Origin of the sequence: Erwinia sp. LJJL01, from assembly GCF_047300805.2 — a bacterium.
In the GTDB taxonomy this organism is placed as follows: Bacteria; Pseudomonadota; Gammaproteobacteria; order Enterobacterales; family Enterobacteriaceae; genus Erwinia; species Erwinia aphidicola.
In genome coordinates this window covers 3,737,721-3,754,031 of sequence record NZ_CP178576.1, presented here as the reverse complement: position 1 = coordinate 3,754,031, position 16,311 = coordinate 3,737,721, and the positions used below count along the sequence as shown (strand labels likewise).

Genomic DNA, 16,311 nt, shown 5'->3' with positions numbered 1-16,311 from the left:
GCCAGGTAAATACCTGGCCCTTTTTAATGGTGACCTCCTCTCTACCCCAGCCGTATGCGGCGGTGGCTGATATGCTCAATCAGCGCCTCGTCGTGGCTGACCACCAGCAGCGCGCAGTTCTGTTCCGTTGCGACCTCCACCAGCAGTTCAATGGTCTGCTGCTGGGTGAGCAGATCGAGGCGTGAAGTCGGCTCATCGGCGAACAAAAATACCGGTTCAGGCAGCAGCGCGCGCAGCAGGGCAAAACGCTGCAGCTCCCCGCCTGAGATCTCCCCGGGATAGCGGTGCAGCAGCGCCGGGCGCAGCTTTAGCCGCTGCATCAGCGGCGCAATCCGCCCTTCATCCAGCCCGTGGAGTTTCACCACATCCATCAGCGCCTGGCGCAGCGTCACGCGCGGCGCAAAAGCGGATGGCGGATCCTGAAAGATTTTCTGATACTTCACCGCAGCCAGCGTGGCATCGCGCAGCACCTCTCCACTGTCGGCGCTCAGCAGGTCAAGCAGGATATCGCCGAAGCTGCTTTTGCCGCAGCCGCTGGGCCCGGTGATGCCGATAACCTCTCCGGCGTGGATGCACAGCGACTGGCCGCTGAACAGCTGACGCCCGGCGCGGCTTTTGCTGAGATTGCGCGCCTCCAGCACCACTTTGCCCAGATGCTCAGCGCTCTGCCGTGGCGCCCAGCGTGACGGGTCCGCCGCCAGCAGTGCCTGCGTATAAGGGTGCTGTGGCGCGCTCAGCACCTGCTGTGCGCTGCCGCGCTCGACGATCTCGCCTTTAAGCATTACCGCCACGTCGCCACCGATTTGCCGCGCCAGTTCGATATCGTGCGTCACCGTCAACAGGGCGCCGCCCGCGTTAACCTCCGCCAGCAGCAGCGCAATCACCTCATCGCGCCGCGCCACGTCGAGCCCTTTGGTCGGCTCATCGGCGACGATAATCTTTGCGCCCCCGGCACGGGCAGCGGCAAAGGCTACCCGCTGGGCCATGCCTCCGGACAGCGCCTGCGGCAGGCGGTCGGCCGCATGCGCCACACCCAGCGCCGCCAAATCCGCCTGTGCCGCCTGGCGCGCCCGTGTTTTGCTCATGGCGCGCACCAGGCGATAGCTCTCCGCCACCTGCTCACCGGCGCGCATGGTCGGGTCGAGCGCCAGCCACGGCTCCTGCGGCAGAATGCCGAGCGTATGCCCCCACAGCGCGCGCGCCGGGCGGCTGGCGAGCGGCAGCTGCTGACCCTCAAAATGCAGCGTTCCGCTGGCGGTGAACTCGCGCGGCAGCAGGCCGGTCACCGCCTGCGCCAGCAGGCTCTTGCCCGACCCGGTCTCCCCCAGCAGCGTGAACGGCTGCCCGGCGGCCAGGCTGAACGAGACAGGCAGCACGGCGAGATCGCCGCCGCTGACCGCGGCCTGTTTTACTTCCATCAGCATCATGCTTTCTCCTTCCCTGCCAGCAGCAGCAGGCTTAACACCAGCAGGAACACCACCATTACCGGCTGCAGCAGCGCATAGGGGGCTTCCTGGTAATATGGCAACAGTTCGGTCATCATCAGCCCGAGTTCAGGCGTGGGAGGACGCACGCCGACGCTGACAAAACCCAGCGCGGCAATAGCCATCACCGCGCTGGCCGCGCCAAAAGCGGCGACGGTCAGCACCACCGGGGCCATCTCCGGCCACAGGTGACGACGGAAAATCAGCCAGGGACCAAAACCCAGCAGGCGGGAGGCCTGTACCGCCGGAGAGCTCAACAGCGGGCGGGCAATGGCGCGGCTGATGCGGAAATACTCCACCCACAGCAGCAGCGAAATGCCGACGTACAGCATCACCGCGGAGTCCGGCACCACGGCCGTCAGCAGCAGCACCAGCAGCAGCCCCGGCAGCGCCAGAAAGGCATCGGCCAGCAGCGACACGCTGCGCTCGACGATGCCGCCGCGCCAGGCGGCCAGCACCCCCAGCAGCACGCCGGGGAGCATCGCACTCAGCACGCTCACCAGCGCCAGCCCGAGCGACAGGCGGATCGCCGCCGTCAGGCGGGCAAACAGCGAACGGCCCAGATGGTCATATCCGAGCGGTGCGTCAAAAGTCGGCCACTGCAGGGCCAGCGTCAGCTTCTGGCGTAGCGGGTCCTGCGGCCAGAGCAGCGGCAGTACAAAGGCGAAAATAAGCAGCAGTGCCAGCAGTCCGGCCCCGGTGCGCTGTGCGCCCGAAGTGCGGCGTAACAGCTTCATCATGCGGTTTTCCTCCGTGGGTCGAGCCACCAGCACAGCGCGTCGCTGGCCGCGTTAAGCAGGACAAACAGCAGCCCCATCACCAGCGCGCTGCCCTGGATCATTGGCACATCGCGGGCAAAAATGGCATGCACCAGTGCATGACCAATCCCCGGCCAGGCAAACAGGGTTTCCACCACAATCACGCCCTCAATCAGATAGATAAACTGCACGCTGAGATAAGTCACCAGCGGCACGCTGACGTTGCGCAGGCCGTGACGCCAGAACAGCATGCCCTCCTTCAGCCCTTTGGTGCGGCCAAAGCTGTACCAGGCCGAGCCAGCGACCTGACGCATGGCGTTGCGCGCCACGCGGCTCGACACCGCCGCCAGCCCAAGCGCCAGCGTTAAAGCGGGCAGCAGCACATGCTGCACGTCACCGTATCCGGCAGCGGGCAGCAGCCCGAGCGTCAGGGCAAAAATCAGCACCAGAATCAGCCCCAGCACGAAGTGCGGCAGCGCGCGCAGGATGGTGGAGAGCGCCAGCAGCAGACGATCCAGCCTGCCCCCCGGATTGAGTGCGGCAAAGATACCAAGCGGCGGCCCGAGCAGCAGCGACATCACCAGCGCCACGGCCGCCAGCAGCAGGGTCTGCCCCAGCTGATGACCAATCTCGGCCATCACCGGCTCGCCGGAGACCAGCGAATTGCCGGGATTAAAATGCAGCAGCTGGATAAACCAGTCGACCAGTGCCTGCCAGGCAGGGCGATCCAGCCCCAGCTCCTGCTGCACCGCGCGGGCAGCGGCGGCATCAACGCGGTCGTAGCCGTAGCGCCCGGCGGCGATGCGGTAAGCCATATCACCCGGCAGCGAGCGCATCAGCACAAACGTCAGGCCGCCCACCAGCAGGGCAACAAAGCCGGCCTGTAACAGGCGATAGCCCAGCATACGCATCATTCAGCCCACCTCATTTTCTCCAGCCCGAAGCTGCGCTCGAACGGATCCAGCGCCGCGCCGCTCAGGCGGGTGGAGACCGCGGCGGTCTGCTGATACCACGCCACCGGAATGGTCGGCAGCTCGCTGTGCAGAATGCGCGTCAGCTGCTGGCGTTCGGCCGCTGCCCGTGCCGGGTCACGCCCCTGTACCAGATCGGCCAGCGTCTGATTAAAGGTGGCGTTGCTCCAGTTCATCGCGCCCCAGTCGCCGCCCTGCGGCGGGTAGTCCTGCAGCAGCGTGCCGAGCGGATCGGGGGTCAGCGCAAAGTTGCGCGCCACCAGCGCCAGTTCCAGCGAGCCGTCATGGTGCTTCGCCGCGATCTCCCCGGAGTTGGTGGCGTTGATCGCCACCTGTAGACCGATTTCTCGCAGCTGCTGCTGAATCGCGGCGGCGATCAGCGGCAGCTCCGGGCGGTCGGGATAGGTCGTGAGCGTCAGCGTGAACGGTTTGCCGTCGCGCTGCAGCACGCCATCGGCTCCCGGCTGCCAGCCCAGCTGGCTTAACAGCGCCTGGGCCCGCGCGGGATCGCACGCCAGCGGCATCAGGCTGGCGTTGTGCCACTGCGTGACAGACGGCGGGAACAGCTGCCCGGCGGCGGCCGGGTAGCGCAGGATGGCACGGGCAATCGCGGCACGGTCAATGGCGAGGCTCAGCGCCTGCCGCACGCGCACCTCGCTCAGCAGCGGGTTGCCGGCATTCACCTTCAGCAGCACGCTGCGGGGGATCGACACCGCCAGCAGCTGAATTTTGGCACTGTTTTTCAGGCGGCTGCGGCTGGCCGGATCGAGATTCAGCACCATATCGGCACTGCCGCTCTCCGCCAGCAGCGCGCGCGTTTCTGCCCGCCCCACCGCCATATAGCTGGCTTCAGCAATGGCAGGCTGCGCCCCCCAGTAGCCGCTAAAGCGCGCCACGCTGAGTTTCTGCGGCGCCTGCAGAGAGGTCAGGCGGTACGGCCCGCTGCCGATTACCTGCACAACTTTGTGCTGTGCATCATAGGAAGCCGGCGCGAGGATCTGCGCGCGGTTTTCCGCCAGCATGCTCAGCAGCGGGGTAAATGGCTGGCTCAGGGCAATCACGACCTGCTCGCCCTCGGCGCGGATCGCCGTAATCGGCGCTTTATCCAGCAGGCCCGGCTTGCTGCGCGCCACCTCCAGCGCATTCACCACGCTGGCGGCGGTCAGCGGGCTGCCGTCGTGAAACTTCACCCCCGGCCGTAGGGTAAAGCGCCACAGCAGGCCATCGTCGGCAACCGTCCAGCGGGTTGCCAGGCCGGGCAGTGGCTGCCCGGCAGAGTCAGCATTGACCAGGGTTTCAACAATCGACATTTTTAAGAAGATATCGCCGGAGAGCGTCGGGTCAGTGCCTTTGATTTCGAACGGTGCGACCAGCGAGGCCACGCGCTCAGGTGCGGCGATGGCGGCGGCACTCAGCATTAGCGCCAGCAGCGGGGAGAAAACAGAAATGCGCATCAGGTATCAGTCCTTTATCCAGAAAATGGAACAGCGCAGGCTTACGCCCGCGCTGCGGATGATAACTGTTACTTTATAACATTACAATTAGCAATCAGCGCTTACATTTCCGCTTATTTAATGCGGATACCGCTTCAGGAGCCGCGCGGGTCGGCGGCCTGACGTACGCTGAACTGCGGTTCGCTTTCCGGCAGCGGCATCGGCGCGACCTTGCTCCTCTCCCCCGCTTGAGGATGATATTTCAGCTGCAGCGCGCGCTGCATCTGATGAAGGATCTCACCGTCCAGCTTGTAGTGACGCAGGTAGATCCACAGGGTGAGAACGAAGAACAGCAGCGGCAGGCCAACCATAATGCCCTGCATGCCCATAATGGTGCTGGCGGACTGCTGCACGCCGGGCACATAGCCCACCAGGCCCAGCATCACGCCAATCAGCAGCCCGGCAAAGGCCGCCCCGGCTTTCACCACCATGGTCTGCACCGAGAAGGCGATACTCTCAATGCGCACGCCGAGCGCGTAATCGCCATAATCCACGGTGTCCGCCACCATGATCACCAGCATCACCCAGAAGAAGCCACTGCCAATATTCACCAGGATCCCCGATAGCGAGATCAGCGTGGCGCTCTGCGGCGCATACAGCCCGACAAACAGCAGCAGCACGCAGCTGAGCACCGGCAGCACTGATGCGCTGATCCAGATAGCCCGCCGTGAGAAGCGTGCCACCAGCTTCGGGAAGCAGAGAATGGTGATCAGGCTAGCTATCCCGGCGTACATCATGTACCACGGGAACAGCTCGGCCTTGCCCACCACATAGGTAAAGTAATAGATGGCAAACGCGGTGATGATGTTGTGCGCGAGATTCCACGCCAGCGCCATCAGCAGCAGGGCAAACAGCGGGCGGTTGCGGAAAATCATGCCAAGCACCGCTTTGATGGTGGTCTGCTCCGGCGCATTTGGCAGCGCCGAGGAGGAGTATTTCTCTTCGATATTGCGCAGCGTAATGATGGCCGAGAGGATAAAGAACACCACGAGGATCAGCGAGAACAGCATAAACCCCTCACCTTTATTGCCGTTCCCCAGATAGTTCACCAGCGGCAGGCCAATCACCCCGGTGGTGTACCCGGCGAGGCTGGCAAAGAAGCGCGGCCACGGGATCAGCGCCTCGCGCTCGCGCTTGTCGAGGGTAATGCAGGGCACCAGCGACCAGAACGGTACGTCCATCAGGGTGTAAGTGAAGCCCCACAGCAGATAGGTGGCCCAGATCCAGGCAATCAGCGCCCCGCCCTCAAAATGGTGCGCGCAGAATACCGATACCAGCACCACCGAGTTACTCAGCGTGCCAATCAAAATCCACGGTTTGAACTTGCCCCAGCGCGTGCGGGTGCGCTCGACAATCCAGCCCATGACCGGGTCAAAAAAAGCATCGAGGATGCGCGCCACCAGAAACAGCGAAGCCACCATGCTGACCGAGACACCCACCACGTCGGTGTAGTAGTACATCAGGTACATATAGATAATGCCGATGGCAAAGTCTTTTCCGAAGGCACCCAGTCCGTAACTGACTTTGGTTTTAAGCGAAACACTCATCGTTTGCGGCCCGTATCAATAGTGCAGTTAAGAGCAGCCCCCTTACCGGGCCGCTCCGGCGATTAACGGTAGGCTGGCAGCCAGGCGCCATGGGCGGCGATCAGCTCGTCGCACAGGCGTACCGTGTCATCAATCGACAGCTCGGCAGAGGTGTGCGGGTCAAGCAGCGCGGCGTGATAGATATGCTCTTTTTTGCCGCTAATCGCCGCTTCAATGGTTAACAGCTGGGTGTTGATGTTGGTGCGGTTTAGCGCCGCCAGCTGCGGCGGCAGGTCGCCGATGTAGCACGGAGTAATCCCCTGCCCGTCCACCAGGCAAGGCACCTCCACGCAGGCTTCACGCGGCAGGTTAGTAATTAGCCCGTGGTTCATCACGTTGCCACCGATTTTATACGGCGCGTTGGTTTCCATCGCTTCAATCATCCATGAGGCATATTCATGGCTGCGCGCGTGGCTGAGATTTTCATTTTGCGTCAGCCTGTCGCGCTGCTGATGCCAGCGGTCGATCTGCTCAATGCAGCGGCGCGGGTATTCGTCGAGAGGAATGTTAAAACGTTCGATCAGTTCGGGGTAATGACGCTTGATCCAGTACGGCATATATTCCGCATTGTGCTCGGAGGATTCGGTAACGTAATAGCCGAACACCCGCATAATTTCATGGCGCACCATATCGTCGTGCTTGTGGGTGAGCGCGGCGGCGCGGCGCTTAATTTCCGGGTAGAGGTCTTCGCCATCGCGGGTAATATTCAGCAGCCAGGCCATATGGTTGATCCCGGCAATTTGCCACTGCACCCCCTCGGTGCTGATATCCACCGACTTCAGCAGCGTCTCCGCACAGACCTGCACGCTGTGGCACAGCCCGACGGTCTTAATGCCGGTATGTTGCAGCATTGCACCGGTCAGCGATGCCATCGGGTTGGTGTAGTTGAACAGCCAGGCGTCAGGGCACACCTCCTCCATTTCACGGGCAAACTCCAGCATCACCGGAATGGTGCGCAGCGCGCGAAAAATGCCGCCAATGCCCAGCGTATCGGCGATGGTCTGACGCAGCCCATATTTCTTCGCTACTTCAAAATCAGTGATGGTACAAGGATCGTAGCCGCCCACCTGAATGGCATTGATCACATAGCGCGCCCCGTCCAGCGCCCGGCGCCGTTGCTCAGCACCGACAAATTTTTCAATGCGCGCTTTCCCCTGGCAGAGATTGGCGTTGAGGTTATTCAGCATCTGCCACGAATCCTCCAGCCGCCCGGCATCAATGTCGTACAGCGCAATATCAACCTGCTGTAGCGCCGGGGTCGCCAGAATATCGCCAAGCACATTCTTGGCAAACACCGTACTGCCCGCACCGAGAAACGTAATTTTCATTGCTGTATTCCTGTCAGTTGTGAGGTGAAGTGAACCCACTTTAGGCAGGTACGGCAAAGCTTGATATGTCATTTTTTGACATTGATATGGTGAAAAATGACCGCGAAATTGAACTGTGATCTGGCTCGCTAATTAGCGTTATACGGCCAGGTAAAACAGACAGGTGGTCACAATAACTGATACGTGGCGAAACGATGAGAACGGAAACATGCTGTACTCAGCTGAAATTCAATGAGAAAAAAAGATGCAAAAAGATATCCACCCCGATGATATCGCCCAGTTCGGCCTGAATATCTATCAGTACGGTCACGAAGTCTGCGCACGTCAGCACAGCTATGGCCCGGCGGTACGCCAGCACTACCTTTTACATTATGTGATAGCAGGCAGCGGCACGTTGTACAGCGGCGAACAGAGCTGGCCGGTCGGAAAAGGAGAAGCGTTTCTGATTCATCCGCATGAAATCACTACCTACACCGCCGACAAAAAGCAGCCGTGGGAGTATATGTGGATTGAGCTTGACGGGTTGATCGCCCAACGCAGCCTGGAGAAATGCGGATTACGGCGGGACATGCCGCTCTGGCGGCCGAAAGAGGCACGTTTTCCCAGCGTGGAGGGGCAGTATTTGCAGCAGCTGGTGGCGCTCGATCCGGTACACTCGCTGCGTATTGCCGGGATGACCTGCCTGTTTCTCGATGCGCTCATCGCCAATGCACGTATTACGGCCAGCGAAGAGGTCAGCAGCGGCAACCGTCATCTGGATAATGCCATCCAGTTTATTGAGCGCCACCACCATCATCACTTCACCATTGGCGCGGTAGCTGATTATTGTAATATTGACCGCAGCTATCTTAGCCGCCTGTTTCAGCAACAGTTTGGCTATGGTCCGAAACAGTATCTGCTGCTACTGCGCATGAATGCGGCAACCTCGCTGCTGATGGATCGCAGCCTGCCGATTAAAATCATCGCTTATTCATTGGGTTATGCCAGCCAGATGCAGTTTGCCAAAGTGTTCCAGCAGCACTTTCACTGCTCGCCCACCGAGTGGCGCCGCGACAATGCGCATGCAAACTGAACTGCGGGTGATAATCTGCCATACTCTGTGGCACTCTCCGGCATCGGCCGGGCTACCTGACAGCGCGAGGCTCACCATGAATACAGTGCTCAGCCCCTCTCCGGCTTATAGTCAACTGCACGCCTCCCTGCTGGCACAGCGCTCCAGCGTGCAGTCGGAACAGGTGATCCACGCCGTAAACCGCGCGCTGCTGGCGGGTGAAATGGTGAGCGCCGCCTTTTACGATCTCACCCTGCTGAAGCTGTTGCAGCAGCGCAAAACGCTACCCAAGCTGTCGCCGGACGCACAGGCGGAGATCGAGGCGTTCATTGACCAGCTCACGCCGCTGATGCCAGAAAAGCCGATCGATGAAGGCCAGTTCGACAAGCTTCAGCACAAGGTGGCAAAGCTGAGTAAGCGCTTTGACTGGCAGCACGCCAGCCCGGCGCTGGTGAAAAACGCCCTGTTCCTGCGCACCTATCAGCGCTGGCAGCAAACGCTGGAAGCCCTGTTCAGCGCCCAGGATACTCAGCTGGCGTTTACCCGCGTGAAGCAGGTGTTGAAGAAATCCAGCGGCCGCGTGGCGCTGCTGGGGGAGACGCATGAACTTTACTGCGTGCTGCAGGAACTGCTGGCCAACTGTCGGGAAAAAGCGGCAGCCAGCCGCGATAATCCGGATCGGCTCACCGATTATATCGCGGCGGCTGATATTGCCACCCGCGGCATTATCACCTTTGGCGCCACGGCGGAAACCGTGCTGCGCGGCCACGATCTGCCCGACAGCGCCAAGCTGGCGAAACGCATCAGGCAGCATCAGACCAGCGTGATTGAGCGCACCCACCCGTGGTTTTCTGCGATGTAACCCGGCGCGATTTGTAAATCGCGCGCGCTGACGTTAATCTGGCGGTGGTTTCCACTGAAATTAAATGGATATTTAGCCGTTATGCCAGCCCCCGCCAAACGCAAGAACGATCCCGAAGGGTTAAAAAAACGTATCCTCGCCAGCGCGCTGGCCACCTTTGCCGAATTTGGCCTGCAGGGGGCACGTATGGAGCAGATCGCCGAAAACGCGCAAACCACCAAGCGCATGGTGGTGTATCACTTCAGCAATAAAGAGCAGCTGTACGTTGATGTCCTGCACCATGTCTACCGGGAAATTCGCCAGCATGAAACCGGGCTTAATCTGGCCGAGATGACGCCCTCGCTGGCGATAGCGCGCCTCGCGGAAGCCAGCTTCGACTACCACATCAGCCACCCGGATTTTATGCGCTTAATCTGCAGCGAAAACCTGATGCGCGGCCGCTATATTAGCCAGTCGGCCACCATCATTACGCTGAACCAGAGCGCGCTGGCGGTACTGGACAGCGTGCTACAGCGCGGCAAGCAGAGCGGCGAGTTTGACCCGCACGTCACCACGGTGGACGTTCACCGCCTGATTAGCAGCATCAGCTTTCACAACGTTGCCAACCACTACACGTTTAAAACCCTGTTCGGCGGTAACGAAAGTGAGGAGCAGAGCCTCACCCGCAACCGCAAGCTGGTGGTTGATGCCACGCTGCGCTACCTGCGTCCCGCCAGCTAAATCTGTACAACAATAAAATTAACGTACAATTTTTTCGCCCCGCTATGCAGCAATAACGGGGCTTTTCGTCTACGCTTAATCTCAGTAAGTATCCTCGCCATTTTATCACCACACCGTGATTGTCCTGAACAGGAGCCGTCAATGACACGTGAATCCGCTGGTTATCCACGCCGGCAGCCGCAGATATCGCCGCAGGAAAGCAAACTGTGGAACTGGGCGCAAAATGCCACCCTTGCCGACACCAGCAGCGTGGCCACCCCCGCCAGTGAAAGTGAGCTGCAGGCGATGCTGGCCAAATCTACCGGCAAAGTGCGCGTAATGGGCAGCCGTATGTCGCCCGGGCGCATGCTGGAGCTGCAGCAGCGCGGCGACCGCCTGATTGATACCTCCGCCCTGCGCGGGCTGATTAGCAGCGATGCCGACAGCGCCACCTTTGCCGGCGGTACGCCGCTGCATGAGGTCTATGAACTGCTGTCTGCGATGGGCCGTATGCTGCCCGCCTCCCCCGGCGTGATCGCTGCGCAGACCCTGGCCGGTGCGCTGGCTACCGGCACCCACGGCCAGGGGCTACAGCAGAGCTCCATCGGCGATGAAGCGCTGAGTATTCGCATGGTGCTGGCCGACGGCAGCGTGCAGACTTTCGATCGTCAGCACCCGTGGTTCCCGGCGGTGCAGCTGGGTCTGGGCAGCCTGGGCGTGGTCACGGCGGTCACGCTGCGTACCTGCCCCAGTGAGATTTACACCTGTTTTAAAAATGCCGTCAGTGCCGACACGCTGGAACAAGACCTGCTGACGTGGAACAACGACTACGCGCTGAGTAAAGCCTGGTGGTTCCCCGGTGAGAATCAGGTTCATGTCTGGGCCGCCCGCAGCGCCACCAATGAAGAGCGTGCGCAGTACCGTGAGAATCATGGCGACCTGGTGAAGCAGGAAGAGACCAGCGACGCGATGAATCAGACCATTGACCAGACGCTGGAACATATGCGCAACGACACGCAGATCGTTGATGATAACGGCAAACCGTTCCGCACCGTCACGCGCTTCAAGGACTTCTCCGACGTGACCGGCGATGTTTATCAGGTGTTCTGTCGCGGCATCGCCACGCCGCAGATTAACGTGGAGATCGCCATTCCGCTGGCGCGCACGGCGGCTGTGATTGCCCGCATCAAGCAGTGGCACAGCGACACCAATCCCCATATGCACTACCCGGTGATCCTGCGCTGTACCGGCGCCTCGCAGAGCTGGCTCAGCCCCGCCTGGCAGCAGCCCAGCTGCTACTTTGGCTTTGTGGTCTATTACGCGGAAGATGGCTCGCTCTCTGCCGACGGCGTGGCTTTCCTGCGTGAAGTTGAAAAACTGCTGGCGGAAGAAGGCGGCAGGCCGCACTGGGGCAAATACTTCGATGCATCACTGTATCACTGGGATGAGATTTACCCGCAGATGGCCGCATTCCGCGAAGTGCGTGAAGCGCTGGACCCGCAGCACAAATTCAGTAATGCATTCAGCCAGCAGCTGCTGGATCAGGGAGATTCACTATGATGGCATGGGTTACCCTGCTGACGCAGCCGGGCTATGTGGTTGGCGTAGAGGCGCTGCAGAAATCGTTGCGCGCCGTGGAGAGCCGCTATCCGCTGGTGGTGATGGTGACGGAAAATATTGATGCCGCCGCCCGTCAGGTGCTGGAACAGCAAGGCTGCCTGCTGCGTGATGTCGCCCCGCTTAGCCCCAATCCCTCACTCGCCAACAGCTATGCCAACGCGCGTTTCGCCGAGGTGTGGACCAAGCTGGCGGCGTGGACGCTGACGGAGTTTGAGCGCGTGGCGTTTCTGGATGCGGATATGCTGGTGACGCAGAACATGGATGAGCTGTTCACCCAGCCGCTGGCGCCCGACACTATCGCGGCGTGCCACGCCTGCCGCTGCAATCCCAACCGTATTGCCAGCTATCCGGCCGACTGGGTGCCGGAAAACTGCTTCTACAGCTGGTGTGAAGGCGTGGACCATGTTGAGCAGCTGGACAAGGTGGATAACTATCTGAATGGCGGTTTCCTGCTGCTGAAGCCGGACCGCGCGGTATTTGACGAGATGCTGGCCCAGCTGGCGGCGCTGGACGACCTGTCCGGTTTTCTGTTTGCCGAGCAGGACTTCCTCAATCAGTTTTATCACGGCCGCTGGCAGCCGCTGCCTTACCTTTACAACGCGCTGAAAACGTTGCCGCACCAGCACCCGAAAATCTGGGATCTGGCGCGGGTGAAGAATATCCATTACATCATCGATAAACCCTGGGATAAACAGCCCGAGCCGGGCGACCGTTATTACGAGCTGCATCAGCTATGGTGGGACCGGGTGCGCGATTGATGCCGGGCGGACCGAAAAAGAGGGTCCGCCCCTACAAAACCCAGGCTGCCTTACACGTAGGGGTCGACCTTTTTTTTCGGTCGACCCGTTGAAACGTTATTCCTGGCCAAACAATGGTACTGCCTGGCCGCGGATATAGCGCTTACGCAGCTTCGCGGACAGGTGGTCCATCGCCATCACAATCACCACCATAATCAGGGTGATAAACATCACCACATCCCAGTTCCACAGTCGCATATTCTCGGCATACACCAGCCCCACTCCACCCGCGCCGACAAAGCCGAGCACTGCCGCTGAGCGGGTGTTTGACTCAATCTGATACAGGCTGAGCGCCAGAAACGCCGGAAACGACTGGGTAAAGATACCGTAACGGTGTTTTTGCAGGCTGTTGGCGCCCACCGCCGTCAGCCCGCGCCCCGGTGAGCGCTCCACCGCTTCGTGCCCCTCCGCGTACAGCTTCCCCAGCAGGCCCACGTCCTGCATGATAATTGCCAGTACCCCGGCCAGCGGCCCCATGCCCACTGCCCGCACGAAAATCAACCCCCAGATCGCCATATCAATCCCGCGCAGAATATCCAGCAGCCGCCGCATCAGCAGCGCCACCGGGCGCAGCACGGGCGAATGCATCACGTTACGCGCCGCCAGGAACGACAGCGGAAGCGCAATCACCGTCGCGGTGATGGTGCCGGCAAACACAATGGCAATGGTGATAAAGATCTGGCCGAAGTAGTAGGCAAACGGCCAGTTTGCCACGTCATGCCAGACAAACATGCGCAGGAAATAGTGCCCCAGCTGCCCCATGCCAACAGTCAGCTGCTGCCAGCTGATACCGAACGCAGCAAAAAAGAAAACGTAATAGAGCAAAATGGCGGCGGCAATCAGCGCGGTTTTGCGCAGGTAGCGCTTCTGTACGGCAAACAGCGCCTGATGCTGCTGCTTCATGCCGTCCAGCTGTTCATTACCAATCAGTCCAATCATGCGTTTTTCCCCTCTACCACGCGCTGGCGGATCTTGCCGGAGAAAGTATCCAGCAGCGACACCACCACGATAATCAGCAGCAGCGTCATGCTCACCTGGTCGTAGCGGTCGAGTTTAATATTGGTCATCAGCTCCTGGCCGATCCCCCCCGCGCCCACCAGCCCGAGAATGGTTGACTGACGGAAGTTGACCTCCAGGCGCATAAATCCGTAGGAGAGAAATACCGGTTTCACCTGCGGCCACAGGGCAAAACGCATGCGCTGCAGCGACGAGGCACCGCAGGCGGCCAGCCCGCGTACCGGCTTATCGGAAGCGCTTTCTATCGCCTCATAGAACAGCTTGGTCAGGCTGCCAATGGTGTGCAGCGCCAGCGCCAGGAAGCCGGGGATTACCCCAATACCAAACGCCATCACAAACATTACCGCCCACGCCAGCTCGGGCATGGTGCGCAGAAAAGCCACGCTGCTGCGGATGGCAAAGCTCAATCCGCGCGGAGTCTGGGTATTGCTGGCGGCAAGGAAGGCCAGCATCCCGGCGATAAGCACCGAGACCAGCGTCGCCGCCAGCGCCAGCTGCAGGGTTTCCCAAATCAGCGGCAGCTGGATGTGCAGACGGTAACCCCAGTAAGCGAACGACCCTTCGGTATGGCTGTCGGCAAACAGCTTGTCCGGGTGCAGCACCGGTATGGTTTCGCCGAGGTAATCAAAGAAGTGCGGCATCGACACCCATACGGTGTGCAGATTAAATTCCGCCATATTGCCGGAGGCCAGATAGAGCGCGGCCAGCGTCAGCGACCACAGCAGGGTGTCGCGCTTTTGCCTGCCGCGGATCTGCTGATAGTAACGTTCAAAGTCGGGATTGGTCATGCGGATACCTGAGTGAAGGGCCGGCGAAACCGGCCCTCAGATGCGGAAAATGGCGGGCAATTAGCGGGCTTTGGTCAGCTCGCGTTTCATATCGATAATCGCCTGGTAGTCAGCCACGGTCGCCGGACCAATGTGCTGTGCGCCGCCCACGGCCTTCACGAAGCAGCTGTGCTGCTCTTTATCCAGTTTTTTGATGGCGGTAATCAGCTTCGCTTTAAAATCAGCCGGCAGCTTGTTGCTGACCAGAATCGGGCCGTTCGGGATCAGCGGCGATTGCCAGATAATACGAATTTTCTTCATCAGGTCAGGCTGACCGGCACGGATCATGCGGGTGAATGCGCCGCTGGTGTAGCCGGTGTTGTAGTCGCCGATCATTGAAGCCCAGGTTACCGCGCCGTCAAACTGGCCGTTCAGCACGCCGAGCACATCCTGCTCGTGGCCGCCGGAGAAGGTGACGCTGGAGAAGTGGCCGTTATATTTGTCATCCACCGAGCCGCCAAAATCTTTCTTAAAGCTCTGGTTGGGGGTCAGGAAGCCGGAGGTCGAGTCCGGGTCTGCCATGCCAAAAGATTTCCCTTTCAGATCGGCCAGCGTTTTGTACGGGCTGTCCGCTTTCACCACCACCACCGAATGGTAACCGCGTGATTTGTCGGCGTCGTCAACCACGATGCCCACCACGTCGACCGCTTTCGGATCGTTGATGTACACCGAGGCATAAGACGAGGGTGACATGCTCAACACCATATCCACTTTGCCACCCAGCAGCCCCTGAATCACCCCAGAGTAGTCTGAAGAGTTGCGCAGTTTGGTATCCACGTTCAGCTCTTTATCGAAGAACGCCTTCACGCACTGGTTATCACCAATCTGCTGCGTGGCGTTCTGGCCGCCGAGGATGCCTAAATTCAGTTCCTTTGGTGCATCGGCAGCTGAAACATTAGCGGCAAAAACTGTCGCAATCGCTGCGGTAAGAATGATTTTTTTCATTGCTGAGTTCCGTATCCCAAAGTGAAGGTTAATTACGTTGCTGGTTGTCGTCGCCATACAGGGTATAGAGCAGATCGTCGGTCAAATCGCCCGGATGCCCGTCAAACACAATGCGCCCCTTAGCAATGCCAATGGCGCGCGTACAGTACTCTTTCACCAGCTCAACCGAGTGCAGGTTGACCATCACGCTGATGCCGTTGTCGCTTACCTGGCGCAGCACGTCCATAATGCGGCGGGTATTTTTCGGGTCGAGCGAGGCGACCGGCTCATCGGCCAGCAGAATTTTAGGGTTCTGCATCAGCGCCCGGCAGATCGCCACGCGCTGCATCTGCCCACCGGAAAGATTTTCGGCGCGCTGCAGCGCCTGCGGCAGCATATTCAGCCACTCCAGCAGGCCAATCGCACGAGCGCGATCGGCATCGGGAAACACCTTAAAGAATGATTTCAGCGTCGAGGTCTGGCTCAGGCGGCCCAGCAGGACATTGGTCAGCACATCCAGGCGCGGCACCAGGCAGAAGTCCTGGAAGATCATGCCGCAGTCGCTGCGCCACTGGCGCATCTGACGGGAGTTCAGCTCAACGATGTTCTGCTGCTGTCCATTATTGCGGAAGTTAATGATCTCCCCTTCGCTGGCCGGAATAGTGCCGTTCAGCACGTGTAGCAGCGTGGACTTCCCGGCACCGGAACGCCCAATTACCGCCACCAGCTCACCGCCATACAGGTCGAAATTGATATCGTGCAGGACAGGATTCTGCGTGCCGTAGGACTTGCCAAGGCCACTCACCGCCAGCACTTTCGGGCGGAGCGCCGTTTGCGGAACCGTATGCTGCGTGGGGGCAATTTTTAACAGTGCCTGTGCCATATTTTTTACCG

At 60.1% G+C, this 16,311-nt stretch carries 15 protein-coding genes; 5 read left to right on the top strand and 10 right to left on the bottom strand.

Annotation, left to right across the window (positions count from 1 at the left end; translation table 11 throughout):
• Window positions 1-41: 41 nt before the first annotated feature.
• The 6 genes from ACLI4M_RS18575 to ACLI4M_RS18550 form a co-directional block, all read right to left on the bottom strand.
• The gene (locus ACLI4M_RS18575; RefSeq protein WP_133623916.1) at window positions 42-1,427 is read right to left on the bottom strand and encodes an ABC transporter ATP-binding protein; all 1,386 of its coding nucleotides are present in this window, start codon (window positions 1,425-1,427) and stop codon (window positions 42-44) included.
• Window positions 1,424-2,224: an ABC transporter permease gene (locus tag ACLI4M_RS18570; protein ID WP_048915675.1), complete on the bottom strand. Its 801-nt coding sequence runs from the start codon at window positions 2,222-2,224 to the stop codon at window positions 1,424-1,426. The genes ACLI4M_RS18575 and ACLI4M_RS18570 overlap by 4 nt, the downstream gene beginning before the upstream one ends.
• Window positions 2,221-3,156, bottom strand: coding sequence for an ABC transporter permease (locus tag ACLI4M_RS18565; RefSeq protein WP_133623917.1), 936 nt, complete (start codon window positions 3,154-3,156; stop codon window positions 2,221-2,223). Before ACLI4M_RS18565 ends, ACLI4M_RS18570 begins: the two co-directional genes overlap by 4 nt.
• Window positions 3,153-4,667 (bottom strand): ABC transporter substrate-binding protein, encoded by a 1,515-nt coding sequence (locus ACLI4M_RS18560; protein WP_133623918.1) that lies wholly within the window; start codon window positions 4,665-4,667, stop codon window positions 3,153-3,155. Before ACLI4M_RS18560 ends, ACLI4M_RS18565 begins: the two co-directional genes overlap by 4 nt.
• Window positions 4,668-4,801: 134 nt before the next feature.
• Window positions 4,802-6,253 (bottom strand): melibiose:sodium transporter MelB, encoded by a 1,452-nt coding sequence (gene melB, locus ACLI4M_RS18555; protein WP_133623919.1) that lies wholly within the window; start codon window positions 6,251-6,253, stop codon window positions 4,802-4,804.
• A 62-nt stretch (window positions 6,254-6,315) separates the two neighbouring features.
• On the bottom strand, window positions 6,316-7,620 hold the full coding sequence (locus ACLI4M_RS18550; protein WP_133623920.1) for an alpha-glucosidase/alpha-galactosidase: 1,305 nt from the start codon (window positions 7,618-7,620) through the stop codon (window positions 6,316-6,318).
• Window positions 7,621-7,864: 244 nt separating this feature from the next.
• Here ACLI4M_RS18550 and ACLI4M_RS18545 point away from each other — a divergent pair, with 244 nt between their 5' ends.
• The 5 genes from ACLI4M_RS18545 to ACLI4M_RS18525 all read left to right on the top strand — a co-directional run bounded on the left by ACLI4M_RS18545 (window position 7,865) and on the right by ACLI4M_RS18525 (window position 12,610).
• Window positions 7,865-8,692: an AraC family transcriptional regulator gene (locus ACLI4M_RS18545; protein WP_133623921.1), complete on the top strand. Its 828-nt coding sequence runs from the start codon at window positions 7,865-7,867 to the stop codon at window positions 8,690-8,692.
• A 76-nt stretch (window positions 8,693-8,768) separates the two neighbouring features.
• On the top strand, window positions 8,769-9,533 hold the full coding sequence (locus ACLI4M_RS18540; RefSeq protein WP_048915669.1) for a hypothetical protein: 765 nt from the start codon (window positions 8,769-8,771) through the stop codon (window positions 9,531-9,533).
• An 81-nt stretch (window positions 9,534-9,614) separates the two neighbouring features.
• On the top strand, window positions 9,615-10,253 hold the full coding sequence (locus ACLI4M_RS18535; RefSeq protein ID WP_133623922.1) for a TetR family transcriptional regulator: 639 nt from the start codon (window positions 9,615-9,617) through the stop codon (window positions 10,251-10,253).
• 141 nt (window positions 10,254-10,394) lie between these two features.
• Window positions 10,395-11,792, top strand: coding sequence for a D-arabinono-1,4-lactone oxidase (locus ACLI4M_RS18530; RefSeq protein ID WP_133623923.1), 1,398 nt, complete (start codon window positions 10,395-10,397; stop codon window positions 11,790-11,792).
• A complete protein-coding gene (locus ACLI4M_RS18525; protein WP_133623924.1) occupies window positions 11,789-12,610 on the top strand; it encodes a glycosyltransferase family 8 protein in 822 nt (273 codons plus the stop codon). Before ACLI4M_RS18530 ends, ACLI4M_RS18525 begins: the two co-directional genes overlap by 4 nt.
• Before the next feature lie 96 nt (window positions 12,611-12,706).
• On the opposite strand, the gene phnE (ACLI4M_RS18520) is transcribed toward ACLI4M_RS18525, so the two are convergent.
• The 4 genes from phnE (ACLI4M_RS18520) to phnC are packed head-to-tail and all read right to left on the bottom strand — an operon-like array spanning window position 12,707 to window position 16,300.
• Window positions 12,707-13,588 carry a phosphonate ABC transporter, permease protein PhnE gene (gene phnE / locus ACLI4M_RS18520; RefSeq protein WP_133623925.1) on the bottom strand — a complete coding sequence of 294 codons (882 nt, stop codon included), beginning with the start codon at window positions 13,586-13,588 and terminating at the stop codon, window positions 12,707-12,709.
• Window positions 13,585-14,454 (bottom strand): phosphonate ABC transporter, permease protein PhnE, encoded by an 870-nt coding sequence (gene phnE / locus ACLI4M_RS18515; RefSeq protein ID WP_099755054.1) that lies wholly within the window; start codon window positions 14,452-14,454, stop codon window positions 13,585-13,587. Before phnE (ACLI4M_RS18515) ends, phnE (ACLI4M_RS18520) begins: the two co-directional genes overlap by 4 nt.
• Before the next feature lie 60 nt (window positions 14,455-14,514).
• Window positions 14,515-15,438, bottom strand: a complete 924-nt coding sequence (gene phnD, locus ACLI4M_RS18510; RefSeq protein ID WP_133623926.1) for a phosphonate ABC transporter substrate-binding protein — start codon at window positions 15,436-15,438, stop codon at window positions 14,515-14,517.
• Window positions 15,439-15,466: 28 nt separating this feature from the next.
• The gene (gene phnC / locus ACLI4M_RS18505; RefSeq protein WP_133623927.1) at window positions 15,467-16,300 is read right to left on the bottom strand and encodes a phosphonate ABC transporter ATP-binding protein; all 834 of its coding nucleotides are present in this window, start codon (window positions 16,298-16,300) and stop codon (window positions 15,467-15,469) included.
• Between the last annotated feature and the right edge of the window lie 11 nt (window positions 16,301-16,311).

Bases quoted from the DNA above. Each gene is read 5' to 3' on its own strand.
- ACLI4M_RS18570 (WP_048915675.1), bottom strand. From the start codon at position 2,224: ATGATGAAGCTGTTACGCCGCACTTCGGGCGCACAGCGCACCGGGGCC.
- ACLI4M_RS18545 (WP_133623921.1), top strand. From the start codon at position 7,865: ATGCAAAAAGATATCCACCCCGATGATATCGCCCAGTTCGGCCTGAAT.
- phnC (WP_133623927.1), bottom strand. From the start codon at position 16,300: ATGGCACAGGCACTGTTAAAAATTGCCCCCACGCAGCATACGGTTCCG.
- phnD (WP_133623926.1), bottom strand. From the start codon at position 15,438: ATGAAAAAAATCATTCTTACCGCAGCGATTGCGACAGTTTTTGCCGCT.
- ACLI4M_RS18575 (WP_133623916.1), bottom strand. From the start codon at position 1,427: ATGATGCTGATGGAAGTAAAACAGGCCGCGGTCAGCGGCGGCGATCTC.
- ACLI4M_RS18565 (WP_133623917.1), bottom strand. From the start codon at position 3,156: ATGATGCGTATGCTGGGCTATCGCCTGTTACAGGCCGGCTTTGTTGCC.
- ACLI4M_RS18535 (WP_133623922.1), top strand. From the start codon at position 9,615: ATGCCAGCCCCCGCCAAACGCAAGAACGATCCCGAAGGGTTAAAAAAA.
- ACLI4M_RS18540 (WP_048915669.1), top strand. From the start codon at position 8,769: ATGAATACAGTGCTCAGCCCCTCTCCGGCTTATAGTCAACTGCACGCC.
- ACLI4M_RS18550 (WP_133623920.1), bottom strand. From the start codon at position 7,620: ATGAAAATTACGTTTCTCGGTGCGGGCAGTACGGTGTTTGCCAAGAAT.
- phnE (WP_133623925.1), bottom strand. From the start codon at position 13,588: ATGATTGGACTGATTGGTAATGAACAGCTGGACGGCATGAAGCAGCAG.
- ACLI4M_RS18530 (WP_133623923.1), top strand. From the start codon at position 10,395: ATGACACGTGAATCCGCTGGTTATCCACGCCGGCAGCCGCAGATATCG.
- ACLI4M_RS18525 (WP_133623924.1), top strand. From the start codon at position 11,789: ATGATGGCATGGGTTACCCTGCTGACGCAGCCGGGCTATGTGGTTGGC.
- melB (WP_133623919.1), bottom strand. From the start codon at position 6,253: ATGAGTGTTTCGCTTAAAACCAAAGTCAGTTACGGACTGGGTGCCTTC.
- ACLI4M_RS18560 (WP_133623918.1), bottom strand. From the start codon at position 4,667: ATGCGCATTTCTGTTTTCTCCCCGCTGCTGGCGCTAATGCTGAGTGCC.
- phnE (WP_099755054.1), bottom strand. From the start codon at position 14,454: ATGACCAATCCCGACTTTGAACGTTACTATCAGCAGATCCGCGGCAGG.